Annotated in this window: 13 protein-coding genes; 3 read left to right on the top strand and 10 right to left on the bottom strand. The window is 59.6% G+C overall.

Features of this window, described 5'->3' with window-relative positions:
- The first annotated feature begins 165 nt into the window (after window positions 1–165).
- Window positions 166–1,566, top strand: a complete 1,401-nt coding sequence (gene lpdA, locus ACA056_RS28845; protein WP_497269534.1) for a dihydrolipoyl dehydrogenase — start codon at window positions 166–168, stop codon at window positions 1,564–1,566.
- A 71-nt stretch (window positions 1,567–1,637) separates the two neighbouring features.
- Here the strand turns inward: lpdA and ACA056_RS28850 are convergent, their stop codons facing one another.
- Complete coding sequence (locus ACA056_RS28850) at window positions 1,638–2,111, bottom strand: Lrp/AsnC family transcriptional regulator (protein ID WP_140675785.1); 474 nt, start codon at window positions 2,109–2,111, stop codon at window positions 1,638–1,640.
- A gap of 145 nt (window positions 2,112–2,256) precedes the next feature.
- Between ACA056_RS28850 and ACA056_RS28855 the strand changes: the two genes are divergently transcribed.
- Window positions 2,257–2,886 (top strand): LysE family translocator, encoded by a 630-nt coding sequence (locus ACA056_RS28855; RefSeq protein ID WP_497269536.1) that lies wholly within the window; start codon window positions 2,257–2,259, stop codon window positions 2,884–2,886.
- Window positions 2,887–2,889: 3 nt separating this feature from the next.
- On the opposite strand, the gene ACA056_RS28860 is transcribed toward ACA056_RS28855, so the two are convergent.
- The 5 genes from ACA056_RS28860 to ACA056_RS28880 all read right to left on the bottom strand — a co-directional run bounded on the left by ACA056_RS28860 (window position 2,890) and on the right by ACA056_RS28880 (window position 9,988).
- On the bottom strand, window positions 2,890–5,001 hold the full coding sequence (locus tag ACA056_RS28860) for a hypothetical protein (protein WP_497269538.1): 2,112 nt from the start codon (window positions 4,999–5,001) through the stop codon (window positions 2,890–2,892).
- Window positions 4,988–6,184 (bottom strand): DUF3142 domain-containing protein, encoded by a 1,197-nt coding sequence (locus tag ACA056_RS28865; RefSeq protein ID WP_497269540.1) that lies wholly within the window; start codon window positions 6,182–6,184, stop codon window positions 4,988–4,990. Before ACA056_RS28865 ends, ACA056_RS28860 begins: the two co-directional genes overlap by 14 nt.
- 50 nt (window positions 6,185–6,234) lie before the next feature.
- Window positions 6,235–8,265 (bottom strand): pyridoxamine 5'-phosphate oxidase family protein, encoded by a 2,031-nt coding sequence (locus ACA056_RS28870; protein ID WP_497269542.1) that lies wholly within the window; start codon window positions 8,263–8,265, stop codon window positions 6,235–6,237.
- A gap of 63 nt (window positions 8,266–8,328) precedes the next feature.
- Entirely contained in the window at window positions 8,329–8,955 is a 627-nt protein-coding gene (locus ACA056_RS28875) for a glutathione S-transferase family protein (RefSeq protein ID WP_497269544.1), read from the bottom strand.
- Window positions 8,956–9,085: 130 nt separating this feature from the next.
- Window positions 9,086–9,988 (bottom strand): LysR family transcriptional regulator, encoded by a 903-nt coding sequence (locus ACA056_RS28880; protein WP_497269546.1) that lies wholly within the window; start codon window positions 9,986–9,988, stop codon window positions 9,086–9,088.
- Window positions 9,989–10,352: 364 nt separating this feature from the next.
- Between ACA056_RS28880 and ACA056_RS28885 the strand changes: the two genes are divergently transcribed.
- Window positions 10,353–11,657, top strand: a complete 1,305-nt coding sequence (locus tag ACA056_RS28885) for an MFS transporter (protein ID WP_497269548.1) — start codon at window positions 10,353–10,355, stop codon at window positions 11,655–11,657.
- Window positions 11,658–11,751: 94 nt separating this feature from the next.
- Here ACA056_RS28885 and glmS read toward each other — a convergent pair whose 3' ends face one another.
- The 4 genes from glmS to ACA056_RS28905 form a co-directional block, all read right to left on the bottom strand.
- On the bottom strand, window positions 11,752–13,584 hold the full coding sequence (glmS, locus tag ACA056_RS28890) for a glutamine--fructose-6-phosphate transaminase (isomerizing) (RefSeq protein ID WP_497269550.1): 1,833 nt from the start codon (window positions 13,582–13,584) through the stop codon (window positions 11,752–11,754).
- Between the two features lies 1 nt (window position 13,585).
- Window positions 13,586–14,362: a DeoR/GlpR family DNA-binding transcription regulator gene (locus ACA056_RS28895; protein ID WP_497269552.1), complete on the bottom strand. Its 777-nt coding sequence runs from the start codon at window positions 14,360–14,362 to the stop codon at window positions 13,586–13,588.
- A 97-nt stretch (window positions 14,363–14,459) separates the two neighbouring features.
- The gene (glmU, locus tag ACA056_RS28900) at window positions 14,460–15,827 is read right to left on the bottom strand and encodes a bifunctional UDP-N-acetylglucosamine diphosphorylase/glucosamine-1-phosphate N-acetyltransferase GlmU (protein WP_497269554.1); all 1,368 of its coding nucleotides are present in this window, start codon (window positions 15,825–15,827) and stop codon (window positions 14,460–14,462) included.
- A 116-nt stretch (window positions 15,828–15,943) separates the two neighbouring features.
- Window positions 15,944–16,369, bottom strand: a complete 426-nt coding sequence (locus ACA056_RS28905) for a F0F1 ATP synthase subunit epsilon (protein WP_008155716.1) — start codon at window positions 16,367–16,369, stop codon at window positions 15,944–15,946.
- Window positions 16,370–16,375: the final 6 nt, after the last annotated feature.

The raw sequence follows: 16,375 nt of genomic DNA on the forward strand, positions 1-16,375 counted from the left end.
GAAAGCCGTGAAATTTCCGTTCTTAAATGCTGTATCTAAAGGCGCTCAACCTGTCGCTTGGCTGAAGCCTTGACCAAAATGCTGCGGAACGCACATATTACGTTCGTAATTTTACCCAAGGACTACGTTTACCCATTCCGATCCGATTCACTCCAGGAGTACACCATGAGCATCTATGACGTCGTGATTCTGGGCGGAGGCCCCGGCGGTTATAACGCGGCGATCCGCGCCGGTCAGTTGGGCCTCAGAGCGGTTTGCGTAGAAGGACGCGCAACCCTCGGCGGCACCTGCCTGAACGTCGGTTGCATGCCGTCAAAAGCGCTGCTGCACGCCTCCGAACTCTACGACGCCGCCATGGGCACGGAATTCGCCAACCTTGGGATTGACGTCAAACCCACACTCAACCTCGCGCAGATGATGAAACAAAAGGATGAAAGCGTTGCCGGATTGACCAAGGGCATCGAGTTTCTGTTTCGCAAAAACAAAGTCCATTGGGTCAAGGGCTGGGGCCACATCGACGGGCCCGGCAAAGTGACGGTGACCGACAGCCAGGGCGGCAAGACCGAGCTGAACACCAAGGACATCATCATTGCCACCGGGTCCGAACCCACTCCCCTGCCCGGTGTGGACATCGACAACAAACGCATCCTCGATTCGACGGGCGCGCTGTCACTGACTGAAGTGCCCAAGCATCTGGTGGTGATCGGCGCCGGGGTGATCGGTCTGGAGCTGGGTTCGGTGTGGCGGCGTTTGGGCGCTCAGGTGACCGTGGTCGAGTTCCTCGACCGGATCTGCCCCGGTGTGGATGGTGAGGCCGGCAAAACCCTGCAACGTTCGTTGAGTAAACAGGGCATCAACTTCAAATTGAGTTCCAAAGTCACCAGCGCCACAACCTCGGCGACCGGCGTTCAACTCAGCGTCGAGCCCGCGGCGGGCGGCACCGCCGAACTGCTTGAAGCGGATTACGTGTTGGTACCCATCGGACGCCGGCCTTACACCCAAGGCCTGGGGCTGGAAAACGTCGGCCTCGCCACGGACAAGCGCGGCATGCTCGCCAACAAGGGCCATCGCACTGAAGCGGCTGGCATCTGGGTGATCGGCGACGTGACGTCCGGGCCGATGCTCGCCCACAAGGCCGAAGACGAGGCCATGGTCTGCATCGAGCAGATTGTCGGCAAGGCGGCCGAGGTCAACTACGACCTGATCCCCAACGTGATCTACACCAAGCCCGAACTGGCCAGCGTCGGCAAGACCGAAGAGCAGCTCAAGGCCGAAGGCCGCGCCTATAAAGTCGGCAAGTTTCCCTTCACCGCCAACAGCCGGGCAAAGATCAATCACGAGACCGAAGGCTTCGCCAAAGTGCTGGCTGATGAGCGCACCGACGAGATTCTCGGCGTTCACCTTGTGGGTCCGAGCGTCAGTGAAATGATTGGCGAATATTGCGTGGCCATGGAGTTCAGCGCGTCTGCCGAAGACATTGCCCTGACCTGTCATCCACACCCGACCCGCTCCGAGGCCTTGCGCCAGGCGGCGATGAATGTGGAGGGGATGGCGACGCAGATATAAGGCTGGAGATTCGCGGCGGCTGGCCTACCGCTATCGCGAGCAGGTCGGATCGCGATTGGGTTGGCTCGGTCTCAGGCCGGTAAATGCTCCAACGGCAACGCCCCTGGCGTCTTCACCGTATGAATCGCAAAGTTGCTGCGAATGTCACTTACACCCGGCAATTTCAGCAAACGCCCCGTGAGAAAACGGTCATAGGCGCGCAGGTCCGGCACCACCACTTGCAGCAGAAAATCCGATTCCCCTGACACCAGAAAGGCCGAAATCACTTCGGGCAACGCGGTCACGGCCAGGCGAAAGGCTTCGGCCTGTTCATCGTTGTGCCGCTCGACCTTGACCCCGACAAACACCGTCAACCCAAGCCCTACTTCATCACGATCCAGATTGGCCTGATAACCGCGTATCACCCCAGCTTCTTCGAGCATCCGTACCCGGCGCAAACAAGGCGAGGCGGACAGGCCGATCTCATCAGCCAGTTGCACATTGCTCAGGCGACCGTCCCGTTGCAGCGCGGCGAGAATCTTTCGGTCATAGGCGTCGAGTTTCATGGTTTGGCAGATCCTGATGGTTCAAATGCAATTCAGTGGCAGGTTATGCCAACCTTAAGCAGTTTAGAAGCGAACTACGCAACCACCTGCCCAGCCCTTCAGTCCTAGACTGGCCATACCGAATCGACAACGAAGGGGGTGCAACGTGGCAGGACTCTGGGTGTTTTTCATGGCGCTGGCGGTGGTGTATCTGTTGCCGGGCCCGGACATGATCCTGTTGTTGCAGACGGGTGCCCGTCAGGGTAAAGGCGCAGCGCTGGCGACTGCGGTGGGTTTGGCTGTGGCCCGGGGATGCCATGTAGCGTTGGCAGCGTTAGGGTTGGCGGCACTGTTCAAGGCGGCGCCCTGGACCTTCGACGTGGTACGCCTGGCCGGGGCCGCCTATCTACTGTGGATCGGCATTCAATGCCTGAGGACCACAATGCTGCCGAACTTGAGCGGAGCAGACGCCACCGCCGAGAAACCTCGCTGGCGTGCAGCGATCCAGCGCGGTTTGCTGACCAACCTGCTCAACCCCAAAGCATTGCTGTTCTGCTCGGTGCTGCTGCCACAGTTCATCGATCCACAGGCCGGGCCAGTGCTCGCGCAATTTGCGACCCTCGGAATTGTGCTGGTCGGTGTCGGTTTGCTGTTCGACAGCGCTTACGCACTGACCGGCGCGGCGCTTGGCCGTTGGCTGCAACGCAGTCCTTCGGCCCAGCGCCTGCAGCAATGGCTGTTTGGCAGCCTGTTGATCGGCTTCGCCGTACGGCTGACCTTTGTGCAACAGGCTTGAGCCTTACCGCGTTTTACGGCGGCGATTGATCAGCAACAGCGCCGCTGCCGTGACCGTTATTACACCGCCAATCTGCAACGGTTTTTTGTAAGGCCGCAGCTGCGAGCGCGCGGCGTCGGTGACCTGAGTCACATAGCGCTTGTCGACGTTCTGGAAGTCCGGATCCTGGCATTGATGACCAAAATCGCCGGCCCAGACCACATACGGGCCTTCCTCGACATAACGACGGTAGAACGCGCTTTGCTCTTGCAGGCTGGTGCCCCACGACGACGCCTTGCACAGCACCGAAGCAAACGCCTGACTGCTCTGGGGCAGATGATCAGCGGCCTTGCTCGCCAACGCCGTGGCAACAAAACGGTAGTGGAAACGCTCGTCAGGCTGCGCCACCGAGGCTTGCTGGCGCTGCACTTCACCCTCGGCGATTAGCGGTCCAACCTTGAGCTCGGGCGCTTCCAGACTGTAATTGCCGCCGAAGGTGGCGTAATCCGGGGACAGTTCATAACCCAACAACTCCATTCCGTCGAAACGGGCCAGTGTCGCGGCGTAGTAGTAAGCGAATGCCCGTTTGGTCGGCCACCATTTTGATTCAGCGTCGTGACGCAACTGCCCGTACCACTTGGCCTTGGCCTGCAATTCGGCGTTATCGAAGTAGGCTGGCGCTTCGTCATACCGCTCTTCGCGCAGCAAGCGCCGCCCGAGCAAATTGCGCAGTTTCGCCGCCACCGGCAACTGCACATAGTTATCGCGATCCTGCTGAGTCAATGGTGGTGCCGGCACTTGAGTGTCGACGTATTGCTTGAGCTCATCGACGGTCAACACCCGCTCGGCGACCGTGGCGGCGTCGAACCAGTAGACATCTTTACTGCGATAAAGCTGATCGAACGCTTGCAAGTAATCCCCGCGTTGCAACGCCAGGATCGCGCTTTCACCCTCGACCCGACACTTGGGCTGAAGCGTTTCGAAGTCCCAGTCTGGCGTGCGCCGCTCGCCCCAGGATTCATTCTGCGGGAAGGCCTGGGCTGCCTTGGCATACGCTGCGGCAGCCGCGTTTTTATCGCCATCGCGCACGGCCAGTTTGGCCCGCAGCCACCACGCCAGTCCGCTATCACCGGCGTGCTCGAGGATCGCCTTGGCGCTCGCATAGTCGCCCTGTTGATAATTCACAGCCGCCAGACGATCAGCGTTATCCAGACTACCGCGGGTGCTGTTTTGCAGCAGTTTGATCAGTTTCAATTCGTTCGGCGGTTGATCACCGAATGACCAGCCCAGTCGGCTGATCAAGGACGCCGTAACCAGTTGCTGCACCGGTTTGCCCTTGAGCAACACCGCCAGTTGATCCTCCGGCAGCGCCGCCAGATCGGCCACCAACAGTTTCAGAGAGGTGTAACCCACCGCCGAACCTTGAAGATTTTGCGTGGCGTAGAGTTCGATGGCGCGGTTCCAGTCTCCGGCCGTGCGGGCCACGCGGGCCTCTTCGCCAAGACTGGCAACACCCAGCTCCAAAGGGTCACTGAAGCCGTCGATGCTTAGCTGACGGGTCTGTTCGAAGGCCTTTCGAGACTGAGCCAAAAGATCAGGGCCAGCGTCCGCTTCGGAGCTCATGGCAAACAGCGCCCGACCTAACGAGTAAGCAGCCCAAGTGCTGCGCAACGCCCGTTGATCCGCCGGCAATGCCAGCACCTTCTGGAAGTACTCGGCTGCCAGTCCATGATCACCGGCATTGAATGCCACAGCGCCGGCCAGATAGAGCTTGAGCTCAGCCGGAAGGCTCGCGCCCTGAATCTCGACCTCATGCGCATCGGTCAGGCTGCGTAACTGTTTCACCAGCGTTTGCTGCTCGGCCGTCAAACCGGATTGTTCAGCCTTATCCCGCTGTTCTGCGTAGTCGGGCGCATCCATGTTATAGGCAGTTTCGGTGACGTTCTTCAGCCCGGCGAGCGCATGCCCGAGGCGACTGATTTCAAATCTGAAGTTGCCTTCCGGCAGCTCCGCCAGTGACTGGCCACGGTTGTCCAGCAGACGCATCGGGAAATCCGGCCCACAGGCCAGCGCCGAACCCAGCGGCAGGCTGAGGCTCAGGCAAAGCAGATGGCGGGGCCAGTTACGGGTCAGCATTCGAACCTCCTTGATCAATATGTGCGCAACGAGCCCAACCCACGGCGCGCTGCCCGCCGGCCGGTATTCGACCGTCGCGCAGGCGGGTGAAGATAAGCAGATCCGGGCGCTGTTGCAACGCATAACCGGCCAGCGCATCGGCACCGTCACAGCCCTGCACCGCGAGTGTCAGGCGTTCGGGCCAGGCGCTGTCGAGGTTGCCCTGATTGCTGAGGCTGATGTCATAAAGGCCTTCTTGCGCGGAGAGTTTCAGCGTCAGGTGACTGTCGAGGGCATCGCCACGCGCCACGGCGCCCAAGGTCGTCAGGCTCCAGGCTCGGCGGTCGCTGGCCAGCGGCAGACGAAACCAGATCAGGCCCGCCAGATGCGCCGGCGGATCGTTGCGCAACGCGGTCCCGAGCAGGCTCAGTTGCTGCGGATCCGCGAGCAATTCCCGGCGTTTGCCGCCCCGTTCGAGGGGCACTTCGCTTTCCACTAGCGGCGCACTGCCGCCGCCCGGCAGCAACGCCACACCATAGGCCGGCAGCGCCAGATAGAAAGGTTTGGAAGTGATGCGGCTCCAGGCCTTGGCCCATTGTCGGGCCTGATTCGGGTCGAACAAGCCAAGACGCGGATCGCTCACCGCGTGCACCTGCAGCACGCTGCTATCGACTGTGGATAACAATGCCGGCAATTCGGGACTGTCGAGCCAGGCCGGCAATGCGGTGATGCTCAGCGGAATAGAGGCCGGCAGAACTGCGCGCAGGTGCGTAAGAAATTCGCGGTAGGCCGGTAGCCGAGCATTACCGGCATCGTGGTCAATTTCCACGCCGGAGAGATTCAGCCCCTGCCCTTGCCAATCGCCGAGCAGCTGCTGGATCTGCGCGGTGACGGCGTCCCGATCCAGCGACTTGAGCTGGCCGTCGAGACGAATCACCGCGATCAGCGGCCGACCATCACGTTTGAGCAGCGCCGGGTCAATCCGCGCCCGGCTCCAACCCGCCTCGGGGAATGCCTGCAAGGCCAGCACCCGCAGCGTGGAAAAGTCAGCGCGGCTGTCCCTCAGCGCCGCTTCGTGGGCCGGTGTCCATTGCCGTTGCCAGACGTAGAGTTGTTGATCGAGCGCTGGCGCGTCCTGTCGTTCGCAACCGTTGAGCAACACCACCGCAACAATCAACGCCGACAGACGAGCGAAAAAATACATACCGAATCTGATCCCTTATCGCAGCGGCCAGAAGCTGCGGTCGGCAGATGCTACAGGTCGAGGACCAAAGGCTGCGACCCCTGCGCCGGAATCGCACAACAAATCAGCACCTGTCCGTCGTCCGGCACTTCGGCCGGCGGCTGTGGATAATTCACCTGGCCGCTGATCAAGCGCGTCTTGCAGGTCCCGCAGGACCCGCCGCGGCAACTGAATTCCGGGCGCAATCCACGGCTTTCCGCCAACTCCAGCAAACTGCCACCGTCCGGTTGCCAGCGGGCCTCTTTAGCCGAGCGCTGAAACACCACCGGCACCGAGGTCGTAGCAGCGGGCGGTTGCTCGATGACCACCGCGTCGGGGTCCGGCACCCGGCGCAAGGTCGAAGGGCCGAAGGTTTCGGCGTGAATCCTTGCATCACGGATGTCCAGTTCCCGCAGGCTGTCGTACAGCCCTTGGGTAAAACTGCCTGGACCGCAGAGGACAAAATCCAGTTGATCGTAGTCCTCCACTTCAAGGATGGTTTTGAGCAACGCGGTGTCGATCCGCCCGCACAGGTCGAAATCCTCACCCTCCAAGGCCCCGGCTTCCGGCTGACTCACCAGACGCAGCACCCTGACCGCGTCACCAGCACCGTCAAGCAAGCGATCCAGCTCAGGACGATACACTTGATCAGCCAACGTGCGCGAACTCTGGAAAAACCAGGTCGGCCGGATGCGGCGGGTGCGCAGGCCTTGGTAAACCACCTCGCGCAGCATCGACAGCAGCGGCGTGATGCCAACGCCGGCAGCCAGAAGCACCAGCGGCCGACGTTCATTAGGTGCCACGGTGAAATGCCCCTGAGGCGCACGGGCCTCCAACAGATCACCGACGCGCACCTGCTCATGCAGGTGCGAAGACACCAAGCCTTCACGCTTCACGCTGATGCGGAAAAAGTCATCGGACGGCGCACTCGACAGGCTGTAAGTGCGAATGTGCACCTCGCCGGCAATGTTGAAGCGCAGCGGCAAATGCTGCCCGGCCTGAAACACTGGCAACCCCGCGCCATCGGCAGGCTCCAGATAGATTGAGCGGATGTTGTGGCTTTCCGCTTTGATGCGCGCCACCCGCAGCGGCCGCCAGCAATCGCCCAAGGCCTGGGCTTGCAGACGGGCGTTGGCCTGTTCCCAGGTGCCGGTCAGCAAACTGGTGGGGGACACGCCGTCGAAGCGCCACCGCAGAGCAAGGGCGGCGGGTCGACGCACCACGCTTTCCACCTCGAATGTCCACAAGCGCTCAGCCCCTTGAAACGCCTCGACCTGCGGGCCTTCAAGAATGACTTCGGTGCGACCGCTGAGGTGCAGCAGGTCTCCCGAATTGAAATCGATAAACAGCAAACCGGCCCGGGGATTGAGCAGCAGGTTGCCCAAGGTGTTGAAAAACAGGTTGCCGGCGAAATCCGGAATGGTCAGGCGATTGCCTTCTACCTGTACGAAACCGGCCTGGCCGCCGCGGTGAGAAACGTCCACCGAGCGTTGGCCATCGACGTCCACGTAACTGGCGACAAAGAACGTATCGGCTCCCGCGATCACGGCTTTGGCCGCATCATCCAGCCCGTTGAGGTGTTGCGCGATGCGAGTCGACGGGTCCGCCAACGGCACCGAGCGAAACTGCCGCAATTGAATGTACTGCGGGCAATTGCCGAAGGACTGCTCAACTGCCACATCGAAGCCGCTCGCCGTCATCGCGCCGACTCGGCCGTTAAGGCGGTTGCGGCGACGGGTGTGCAGTTCGATCCCCAGCAGGCCGATGGCCGCACCCTCCGTCAATTGCGCCGGATCATCAGCGCCCGGCAAGCTGCGAAATTGCAGCGCACCCGGCTCGGGCGAGTGAGCGAAACCCGGTGGCCCTTCAAGAATACTGGCCCAAGGATTTCCGTCGGCATCCACTGCGCCGTACAGCATGAACGGCAGTTGCTCATAGAACGTGCGGTGCTGATCCGGCATCTCACTGCGAATCACCTTACGACCGAGCACCTCCATTCGCTCGGCAATGCCCACATGAGCCTGCAATTGTTTCTCGCCGGCGTGCCAGGGTGAACGGTCCACAACGACTTCTCCCCTGCGCCATCGGCGCAGTGTGAACGACCCGACAGTGTCGGGCCGTAAGCATCAGGCAGTTTTTTGCAGACCGGCAACGGTGCGCGGCATGCCGACAAACCCTGGCAAGGCTTCGATCCGCGCCAACCAGGCGCGAATGTTGGCGTAGTCATCCAGCGACACATTGCCTTCAGGCGCATGAGCGATGTAGCTGTAGGCCGAAACGTCGGCAATGGTTGGCTCGGCGCCGGCCAGATACTGCGTTGCTGCCAGTTCCTGATTGATGACCTTGAGCACGACGTGCGAATAAGCGATCACCTCTTCAGCGTTGTAAGGCGCACCAAACACCGTAACCAGCCTTGCTCTGGCGGGGCCAAAGGCAATCGGCCCAGCGGCAACGGACAACCAACGCTGAACCTTGGCCGCACCGACCGGGTCGGTTGGCAGCCAGCGGCCATTACCATATTTCTGTGCCAGGTAGACCAGGATCGCGTTGGAGTCAGCCAACACCACACCTTGATCATCAAGGACCGGAACCTGACCAAATGAGTTGAGTGCAAGGAAGTCCGGCTGTTTGTGTGCGCCCTTGGCCAGGTCGACAAAGATCAGTTCGGTCGGCAGTTGCAGCAGGGACAGCATCAGCTCCACACGGTGAGCGTGGCCGGAACGCGGGAAGTTGTAGAGTTTGATCGCTTGCATGGTCGACTCCGCTGGGTGGTGGCGCTGTTGAACAGTGTTCAGCACCGATGGGGAGCTATCTTCCACCCGCAACCAAGACAACAGAATAACCAGCCAACGCAATCCATTATTTCACCCAGCGAAATAACCCTCACGCCTGCAAGGACGGGTGCTCACGCAGCGCACTCACCGCAAAATCCACAAAACTGCGAATCCGCGCAGGGGCCTTGCGCCCACCTTGATAGACCACATGGATAGGCAATGGCGGCAGTTCGAAATCCGCCAGAACGATTTCCAGCTCACCCGAGGCGACTTTGCTCGCGACCTGATAAGACAGAACCCGGGTAAACCCCAAACCCAGGCATGCCGCCGTAATGGCCGCCTGATTGGCCGTCACCACCAGACGCGGTGCTGGTCGAACACTCAGCGGCTCTCCCCCTTCGAGGAACGGCCAGGTTCTCGACTGACCGATAGAGGACGTCGCAATAACCGGCGCCTGAGCCAGATCCTGAGGATGTCGAGGTCGACCATGGGTCGTCAGGAACTCCGGCGAGCCGCAAATCACCCGCCGAACCTCACCCACGCGAATCGCGTGCTGATTACTGTCGGGTAATTCACCGATTCGCACGGCGACATCGATGCCCTCCTCGACCATGCTGACCACTCGATCGACCAGCAACCCATTGATGCTGACTTCTGGAAATTGCGTCAGATAATTCACCATCACTGGCGTGACAAATAGCTCACCGAATAACACCGGCGCCGTGATTGTCAGTTGCCCACGCGGCTGGGTGTGACTGCCCGCCGCCGAGTCCTCGGCTTCCTGCACCTCGGCGAGAATCCTCCGACAGTCTTCCAGGTAACGCTGACCCGCCTCGCTCAAATGCACACTGCGGGTGGTGCGCGTCAGCAGCAACGTGCCGATGCGTTTCTCCAGCGCCGCCACCGCGCGAGTCACGCTGGCTGCCGACAGGCCCAAACGCCGCGCCGCCGCCGAGAACCCTTGGTCTTGGGCTACGGCAGCGAAGACCTGCATTTCCTGGAATCGGTCCATATGTGTGTCCTCAGTAAAAATCGGAAGTTCGCAGCCTGCGGCAGCTCCTTGTATGTTGGCCCTGATTCCAAAGCGAGAGATTACGCTTAGGTTTTAGACATGCATGCGTTCTGGAGACAAATTTAATACCGCAAAGCTTCTTGCGAAAAACATCTCGCTAAAGCCTGACCGTCATCAGAGTATCTAGAGCACTGCAGGTGCGGCGGCCCTGCTGGCTGTTCGCAGCGTTTTCCAGGAAGCGGAATTCTATAGCCTTGAGGGTGGGATCGAGCAATATCTGGCGATCTACCCTGATGAACGTCACCCGTCGTTTCTTGAACGACCCTGCTTGCGCAGTAGCCCTATCTGGATCAAAGGTACGTCAATGAGCGCAAATTTTTCAGGCATTACGTGGGGCTTTCCCGGCATCGATCGGCGTCTGCTGAAAGTGCAATTCAGCTTTTTGCTGATGGTTCTGGGGGGACGGTGCAATCAACTGGCGGTGGCCTGGTGGGCCTTGCAGGAAACAGGCTCTGCGCTCTACTTCGCCAACATGATTGCCTGTTCCATTGCGGCGGAGGTGTTAGCCAAACCCCTGTTGGGATGGCTGGGGGACAAGTACAACAAAATCCTGATCATCAAGCTGGCCTCATGGATCAGCCTGCTGACAGCGCTGTTGATGGTGGTGCTGTCCGCCACGGGGTCGTTCAACCCCTGGACGGTGGGCGCGCTGATGATGATCAGCAGTGCGATCGTCGGCGTGCGCGACCCTCTCCAGGCGTCGATCATTCCTTTGTTCGCAGACGACGATAAAGTCTCCCTGGCCTTTCGGACCAAAAGCGTGATGTCGTCCTTTTCGATTCTGCTGGGGCCGGTACTGGCCAGCGGGTTGATATACGGGTTCGGTATCACGTTCGCCTTTGCTGCCGATTTTTTTGCGATTCTCATCGCCGGGGCGTTGATCGCGACCATCCCGAGCCACATCGGTGCCACTGGCCAAGGCGAAAAAGCCCCGGGTGCCAGCGGCTTCAGCATGATTTATTCCGGTTTCAAAGTGGTTTACGGAGTGAAAGTCGAGTTTTACCTGGCCATCATTGCAATGCTGATCAACTTTGCCCTGTTTCCGTTCTTCACCATTCTGATTCCACTGTACGTAAAGGACGTCATCCAGTACCCGGTCACATACATTGGTCTTCTGGATTCGTGCTTCGGGCTGGGCATTCTGGCGGGCAGTTACAAGGTCATTGGCTGGTTATCTGACCGGGTCCCCCGTGATATGTGTGTGTCCGCAGGTTTTGCATTACTAGGGTGCAACCTGGTGGTGGTCGGCACCGTTTCATCGTCGTTCATCGTACCCGCGGCCTTTTTCTGCGGCGGCGTAGGCCTGATGTTGATCAACATCCCCACCTCCGCAGTGAGGTTGCTGGCGACGCCCAAGCTCCATCGCAACCGGATTTTTGCCACGGTTTCATTTCTGTCTGCGGCGGCCAGCCCCTTGGGCAGTTTTGCGATGAATACCCTGATCGCCTATCTGGGGGTCGCACTGACAATCACGCTGCTGGGCGCCATGGTTTTGCTGTTGTCTCTGCTGGTCTTTCTGGTACCCGATTTCAAAACTTTCATGCGTTCCCCGGATACGCGGCTCAATGATGCCTACCTGGACAAATACCCTGAAGCGTTTTCGCACTGAGGTGCCACCGTAAGCCACTTACAAACGGGGGTTGCCTTAGCGCAGCACTGGAACAACTACGCAGGAGCACTCATCGTGCTCCTGCGTAAATCGCTTATTCCACCGTCACCGACTTCGCCAGATTTCGCGGCTGGTCAACGTCAGTGCCTTTCAACACAGCAACGTAATACGAGAGCAACTGCAGCGGTATGGTGTAGAGGATCGGCGACAGGATGTCGTGGATGTGCGGCATTTGCACAACGTGCGTGCCTTCGCCATTGGTCATGCCGGCCTGCTCGTCTGCGAAGACGATCAGCTCGCCGCCACGGGCGCGGACTTCCTGGAGGTTGGATTTCAACTTCTCCAGCAGCTCATTGTTCGGTGCCACGGTGACCACAGGCATGTCGTTATCCACAAGCGCTAACGGGCCGTGTTTCAACTCGCCAGCCGGATAGGCTTCAGCATGGATGTAGGAGATTTCCTTAAGCTTGAGAGCTCCTTCCATTGCCACCGGGAATTGCGCGCCACGACCTAGGAACAGGGTGTGGTTTTTCTCGGCGAACAGCTCGGCGATTTTTTCGACGGTACCGTCCATGGCCAGGGCTTCGCCGAGGCGGGTTGGCAGGCGACGCAGCTCTTCAACCAATGTGGCTTCGACGCCTTTGGCCAATGTGCCTTGAACCTGGCCCAGGGACAAAGTCAGCAACAGCAGGCCGACCAACTGAGTGGTAAAGGCTTTGGTCGAGGCCACGCCGATTTCGCGACCGGCCTGGGTCAGCAGAGTCAGATCGGATTCACGCACCAGTGAGCTGATGCCGACGTTGCAAATCGCCAGGCTGGCGAGGTAACCCAACTGTTTGGCGTTACGCAGCGCGGCCAGGGTGTCGGCGGTTTCGCCGGACTGGGAGATAGTCACGAATAGCGTGTCGGCCTGCACCACCACCTTGCGGTATCGGAATTCGCTGGCGACTTCGACCTGGCACGGGATGCCGGCCAGTTCTTCGAGCCAGTAACGGGCAACCATGCCGGCGTGGTAACTGGTGCCGCACGCAACGATCTGCACGTTACGCACTTTGGCGAACAACTCGGCTGCCTGTGGACCGAACGCTTGCACCAGCACTTGATTCTGGCTAATGCGACCTTCCAAAGTGCGCTGCACCACAGCCGGTTGCTCGTGAATTTCCTTGAGCATGAAGTGGCGGAATTCGCCCTTGTCGGCGGCTTCAGCGCCATCGCGGTACTGCACCGACTCACGCTCGACCACTTGGCCGCTCAGGTCCCAGATCTGCACGCTATCGCGGCGAATTTCGGCGATATCGCCTTCTTCCAGGTACATGAAACGGTCAGTGACCTGGCGCAGGGCCAGCTGATCGGAAGCCAGGAAGTTTTCACCCATGCCCAGACCGATGACCAGCGGGCTGCCGCTGCGGGCCGCAACCAGACGATCCGGTTGCTGAGCGCTGATCACCGCCAGACCGTAAGCACCGTGCAGCTCTTTGACAGTAGCCTTCAGGGCCACGGTCAGATCAGGCAGCTCCTTGAGTTTGTGGTTCAACAGGTGAGCAATGACCTCGGTGTCAGTGTCCGAGGTGAACACGTAACCCAAGGCTTTCAGTTGCTCGCGCAGGGCTTCGTGGTTCTCGATGATGCCGTTGTGCACCACCGCCAGATCACCGGAGAAATGCGGGTGAGCGTTTCGCTCGCACGGCGCCCCGTGAGTGGCCCAGCGGGTGTGGGCGATACCCAGGCGGCCGACCAGAGGTTCTTCGGCCAGCGCCATTTCCAACTCACTGACCTTGCCCGGGCGACGCAGGCGCTCAAGCTTTTGATCATTGGTGTAGATCGCTACACCAGCACTGTCATAGCCACGGTATTCCAGGCGTTTCAGGCCTTCGAGCAGGATGGCTGTGATGTTACGTTCTGCGACTGCGCCGACAATTCCACACATGCTATTTCTCCTGATTGACAGCCGCGAGGATCAAGTTGATTCCGCGGGCCTGAATCTGATCCCGTGCCTCAAGCGGCAGGCGATCATCGGTAATAAGGGTATGGACGCTGCTCCAGGGCAGCTCCAGGTTGGGAATCTTGCGGCCGATCTTGTCGGCCTCCACCATGACAACCACTTCCCGGGCGACTTCAGCCATGACTCGGCTCAGCCCCAGCAGTTCGTTGAAGGTGGTGGTACCGCGAACCAGGTCGATGCCATCGGCACCGATGAACAACTGGTCGAAATCGTAAGAGCGTAGGACTTGCTCGGCCACCTGCCCCTGAAAGGACTCGGAATGCGGGTCCCAGGTGCCGCCGGTCATCAACAGTACCGGCTCATGCTCAAGTTCGCACAAGGCATTGGCGACATGCAGGGAGTTGGTCATCACGACCAGGCCCGGCTGCTGGCCGAGTTCCGGAATCATCGCCGCCGTGGTGCTGCCGCTGTCGATGATGATCCGCGCATGCTCACGAATTCGTGTGACGGCAGCGCGGGCGATGGCCTGCTTGTATTTGGACACCGGTTGACCAAGGTCGGCCACCAGCTCTTGAGGCAGGGTAATCGCTCCGCCATAACGACGCAGCAGCAAACCATTGGTCTCAAGCGCCGCGAGATCCTTGCGGATCGTAACTTCCGACGTTTCGAAGCGCTTGGCCAACTCATCCACACTGACTTCGCCCTGCTCATTGAGCAAGGCGAGGATGTTGTGACGGCGTTGAGGTGTATTGCGTTTCGACATGGCTTGGTAAGTTTCGATTCGAAAGATAACGGAAGCAATCAAAACCTATTGTCGAAACTTCGTCAAGCGCGGGGCGATAAAAAGACCTGTGGATAACTTAGCTTTTCTTGATTTTCTCAGGCCGCTTCCAGCCATCGATATTCTTCTGCCGCGCACGGCCCACGGCCAACTGCGCGTTATCCACATTTTGGGTAATGGTCGAACCCGCCGCCGTGGTCGCACCCGAAGAGATATCCACAGGCGCAACCAACGAGTTGTTGGAACCGATGAACACATCTTCACCCAGCACGGTTTTCCACTTATTGGCACCGTCGTAGTTGCAGGTGATGGTGCCCGCGCCGATGTTGGTGCGCGCGCCTATCTCGGCATCACCCAGATAGGTCAGATGACCGGCCTTGGCGCCTTCGCCCAAGTGAGCGTTTTTCAACTCAACAAAGTTACCCACATGCGCTCGTGCTTCCAGCACGGTACCTGGACGCAAACGGGCGAACGGGCCGGCATCGCTGTCTTCACCGAGAATCGCGCCTTCGATGTGGCTGTTGGCCTTGATCACCACACCTTTGCGCAGGGTACTGTCCTTGATCACGCAGTTCGGGCCAATCACCACGTCGTCCTCGATAACGACCTTGCCTTCGAGGATCACGTTGATGTCGATCAGCACGTCGCGGCCGACGGTGATTTCACCCCGCACATCAAAACGAGCCGGGTCACGCAGAGTCACGCCTTGAGCCATCAAACGAAGACCGGCGCGCAGTTGATAGTGACGCTCAAGCTCGGAAAGCTGCTTGCGGTCGTTAGCGCCCTGCACTTCCATGGCGTCATGCGGTTGCTCGGTGGCCACCACCAGACCGTCGCTGACTGCCATGGCGATCACGTCGGTCAGGTAATACTCGCCCTGGGCGTTGTTGTTCGAAAGACGGCTCATCCAGCCACCCAATTGCGCGAACGGCAGCGCCAGAATGCCGGTGTTGCCTTCAGTGATCGCTCGTTCGGCTTCGTTGGCGTCTTTCTGCTCGACGATGGCTGTCACTTTGCCGTCAGCGTTGCGGACGATGCGGCCATAGCCGGTCGGGTCGTCCAGTTCTACAGTCAACAAACCCAGTTGCTGCGGCGCTACTTGCTTGAGCAGACGCTGCAGGGTCTCGACTTCGATCAATGGCACGTCACCATAAAGAATCAGGACGGTGTCGGACTGAATGAAAGGCACCGCTTGAGCAACGGCGTGGCCAGTCCCAAGCTGTTTGTCCTGCAGGACGAAATTCAGATCATCAGCCGCCAGACGCTCGCGCACCGCATCGGCGCCATGGCCGATCACTACGTGGATGCGCTGTGGATCAAGTTGCCGGGCGCTGTGGATAACATGACCGAGCATCGAGTTGCCGGCAATCGGATGCAGAACTTTCGGCAGTGCCGAACGCATGCGAGTGCCTTGACCAGCAGCGAGGATAACGATTTCTAAAGACATGACTGGCTACCAATCCTGGGTGGTCAGCGGCTGCGACCAGGTTATGAATATCTAAAAAGAAAAAAGGGTAGCCGAGGCTACCCTTTTTAATCAATCGCACAACAAGCGGTGACCTATTAGTGGCCGAACTTCTTGCGGATCTGCTGGACGGTGCGCAGCTGGGCTGCGGCCTCGGCCAGACGTGCGGCGGCAGAACCGTAATCGAATTCTGCACCACGGTCATGCAAGGCCTTCTCGGCAGCCTTAACGGCTTCCTGAGCGGAGGCTTCGTCCAGGTCGGCAGCACGTTGCACAGTGTCGGCAAGTACCTTGACCATGTTCGGCTGAACCTCGAGGAAACCGCCGGAGATGTAATACACCTCCTCTTCCCCGCCCTGCTTGATCAGGCGGATCGGGCCCGGCTTGAGATTAGTGATCAGCGGCGCGTGACCCAGGGCGATACCAAGATCACCCAGTGCACCGTGCGCAACCACCATCTCGACCAGGCCGGAGAAGATTTCCCCTTCCGCGCTGACGATATCGCAATGGACTGTCATAGCCATCTGATT

The sequence above is a fragment of the Pseudomonas sp. LBUM1666 genome, assembly GCF_059695775.1.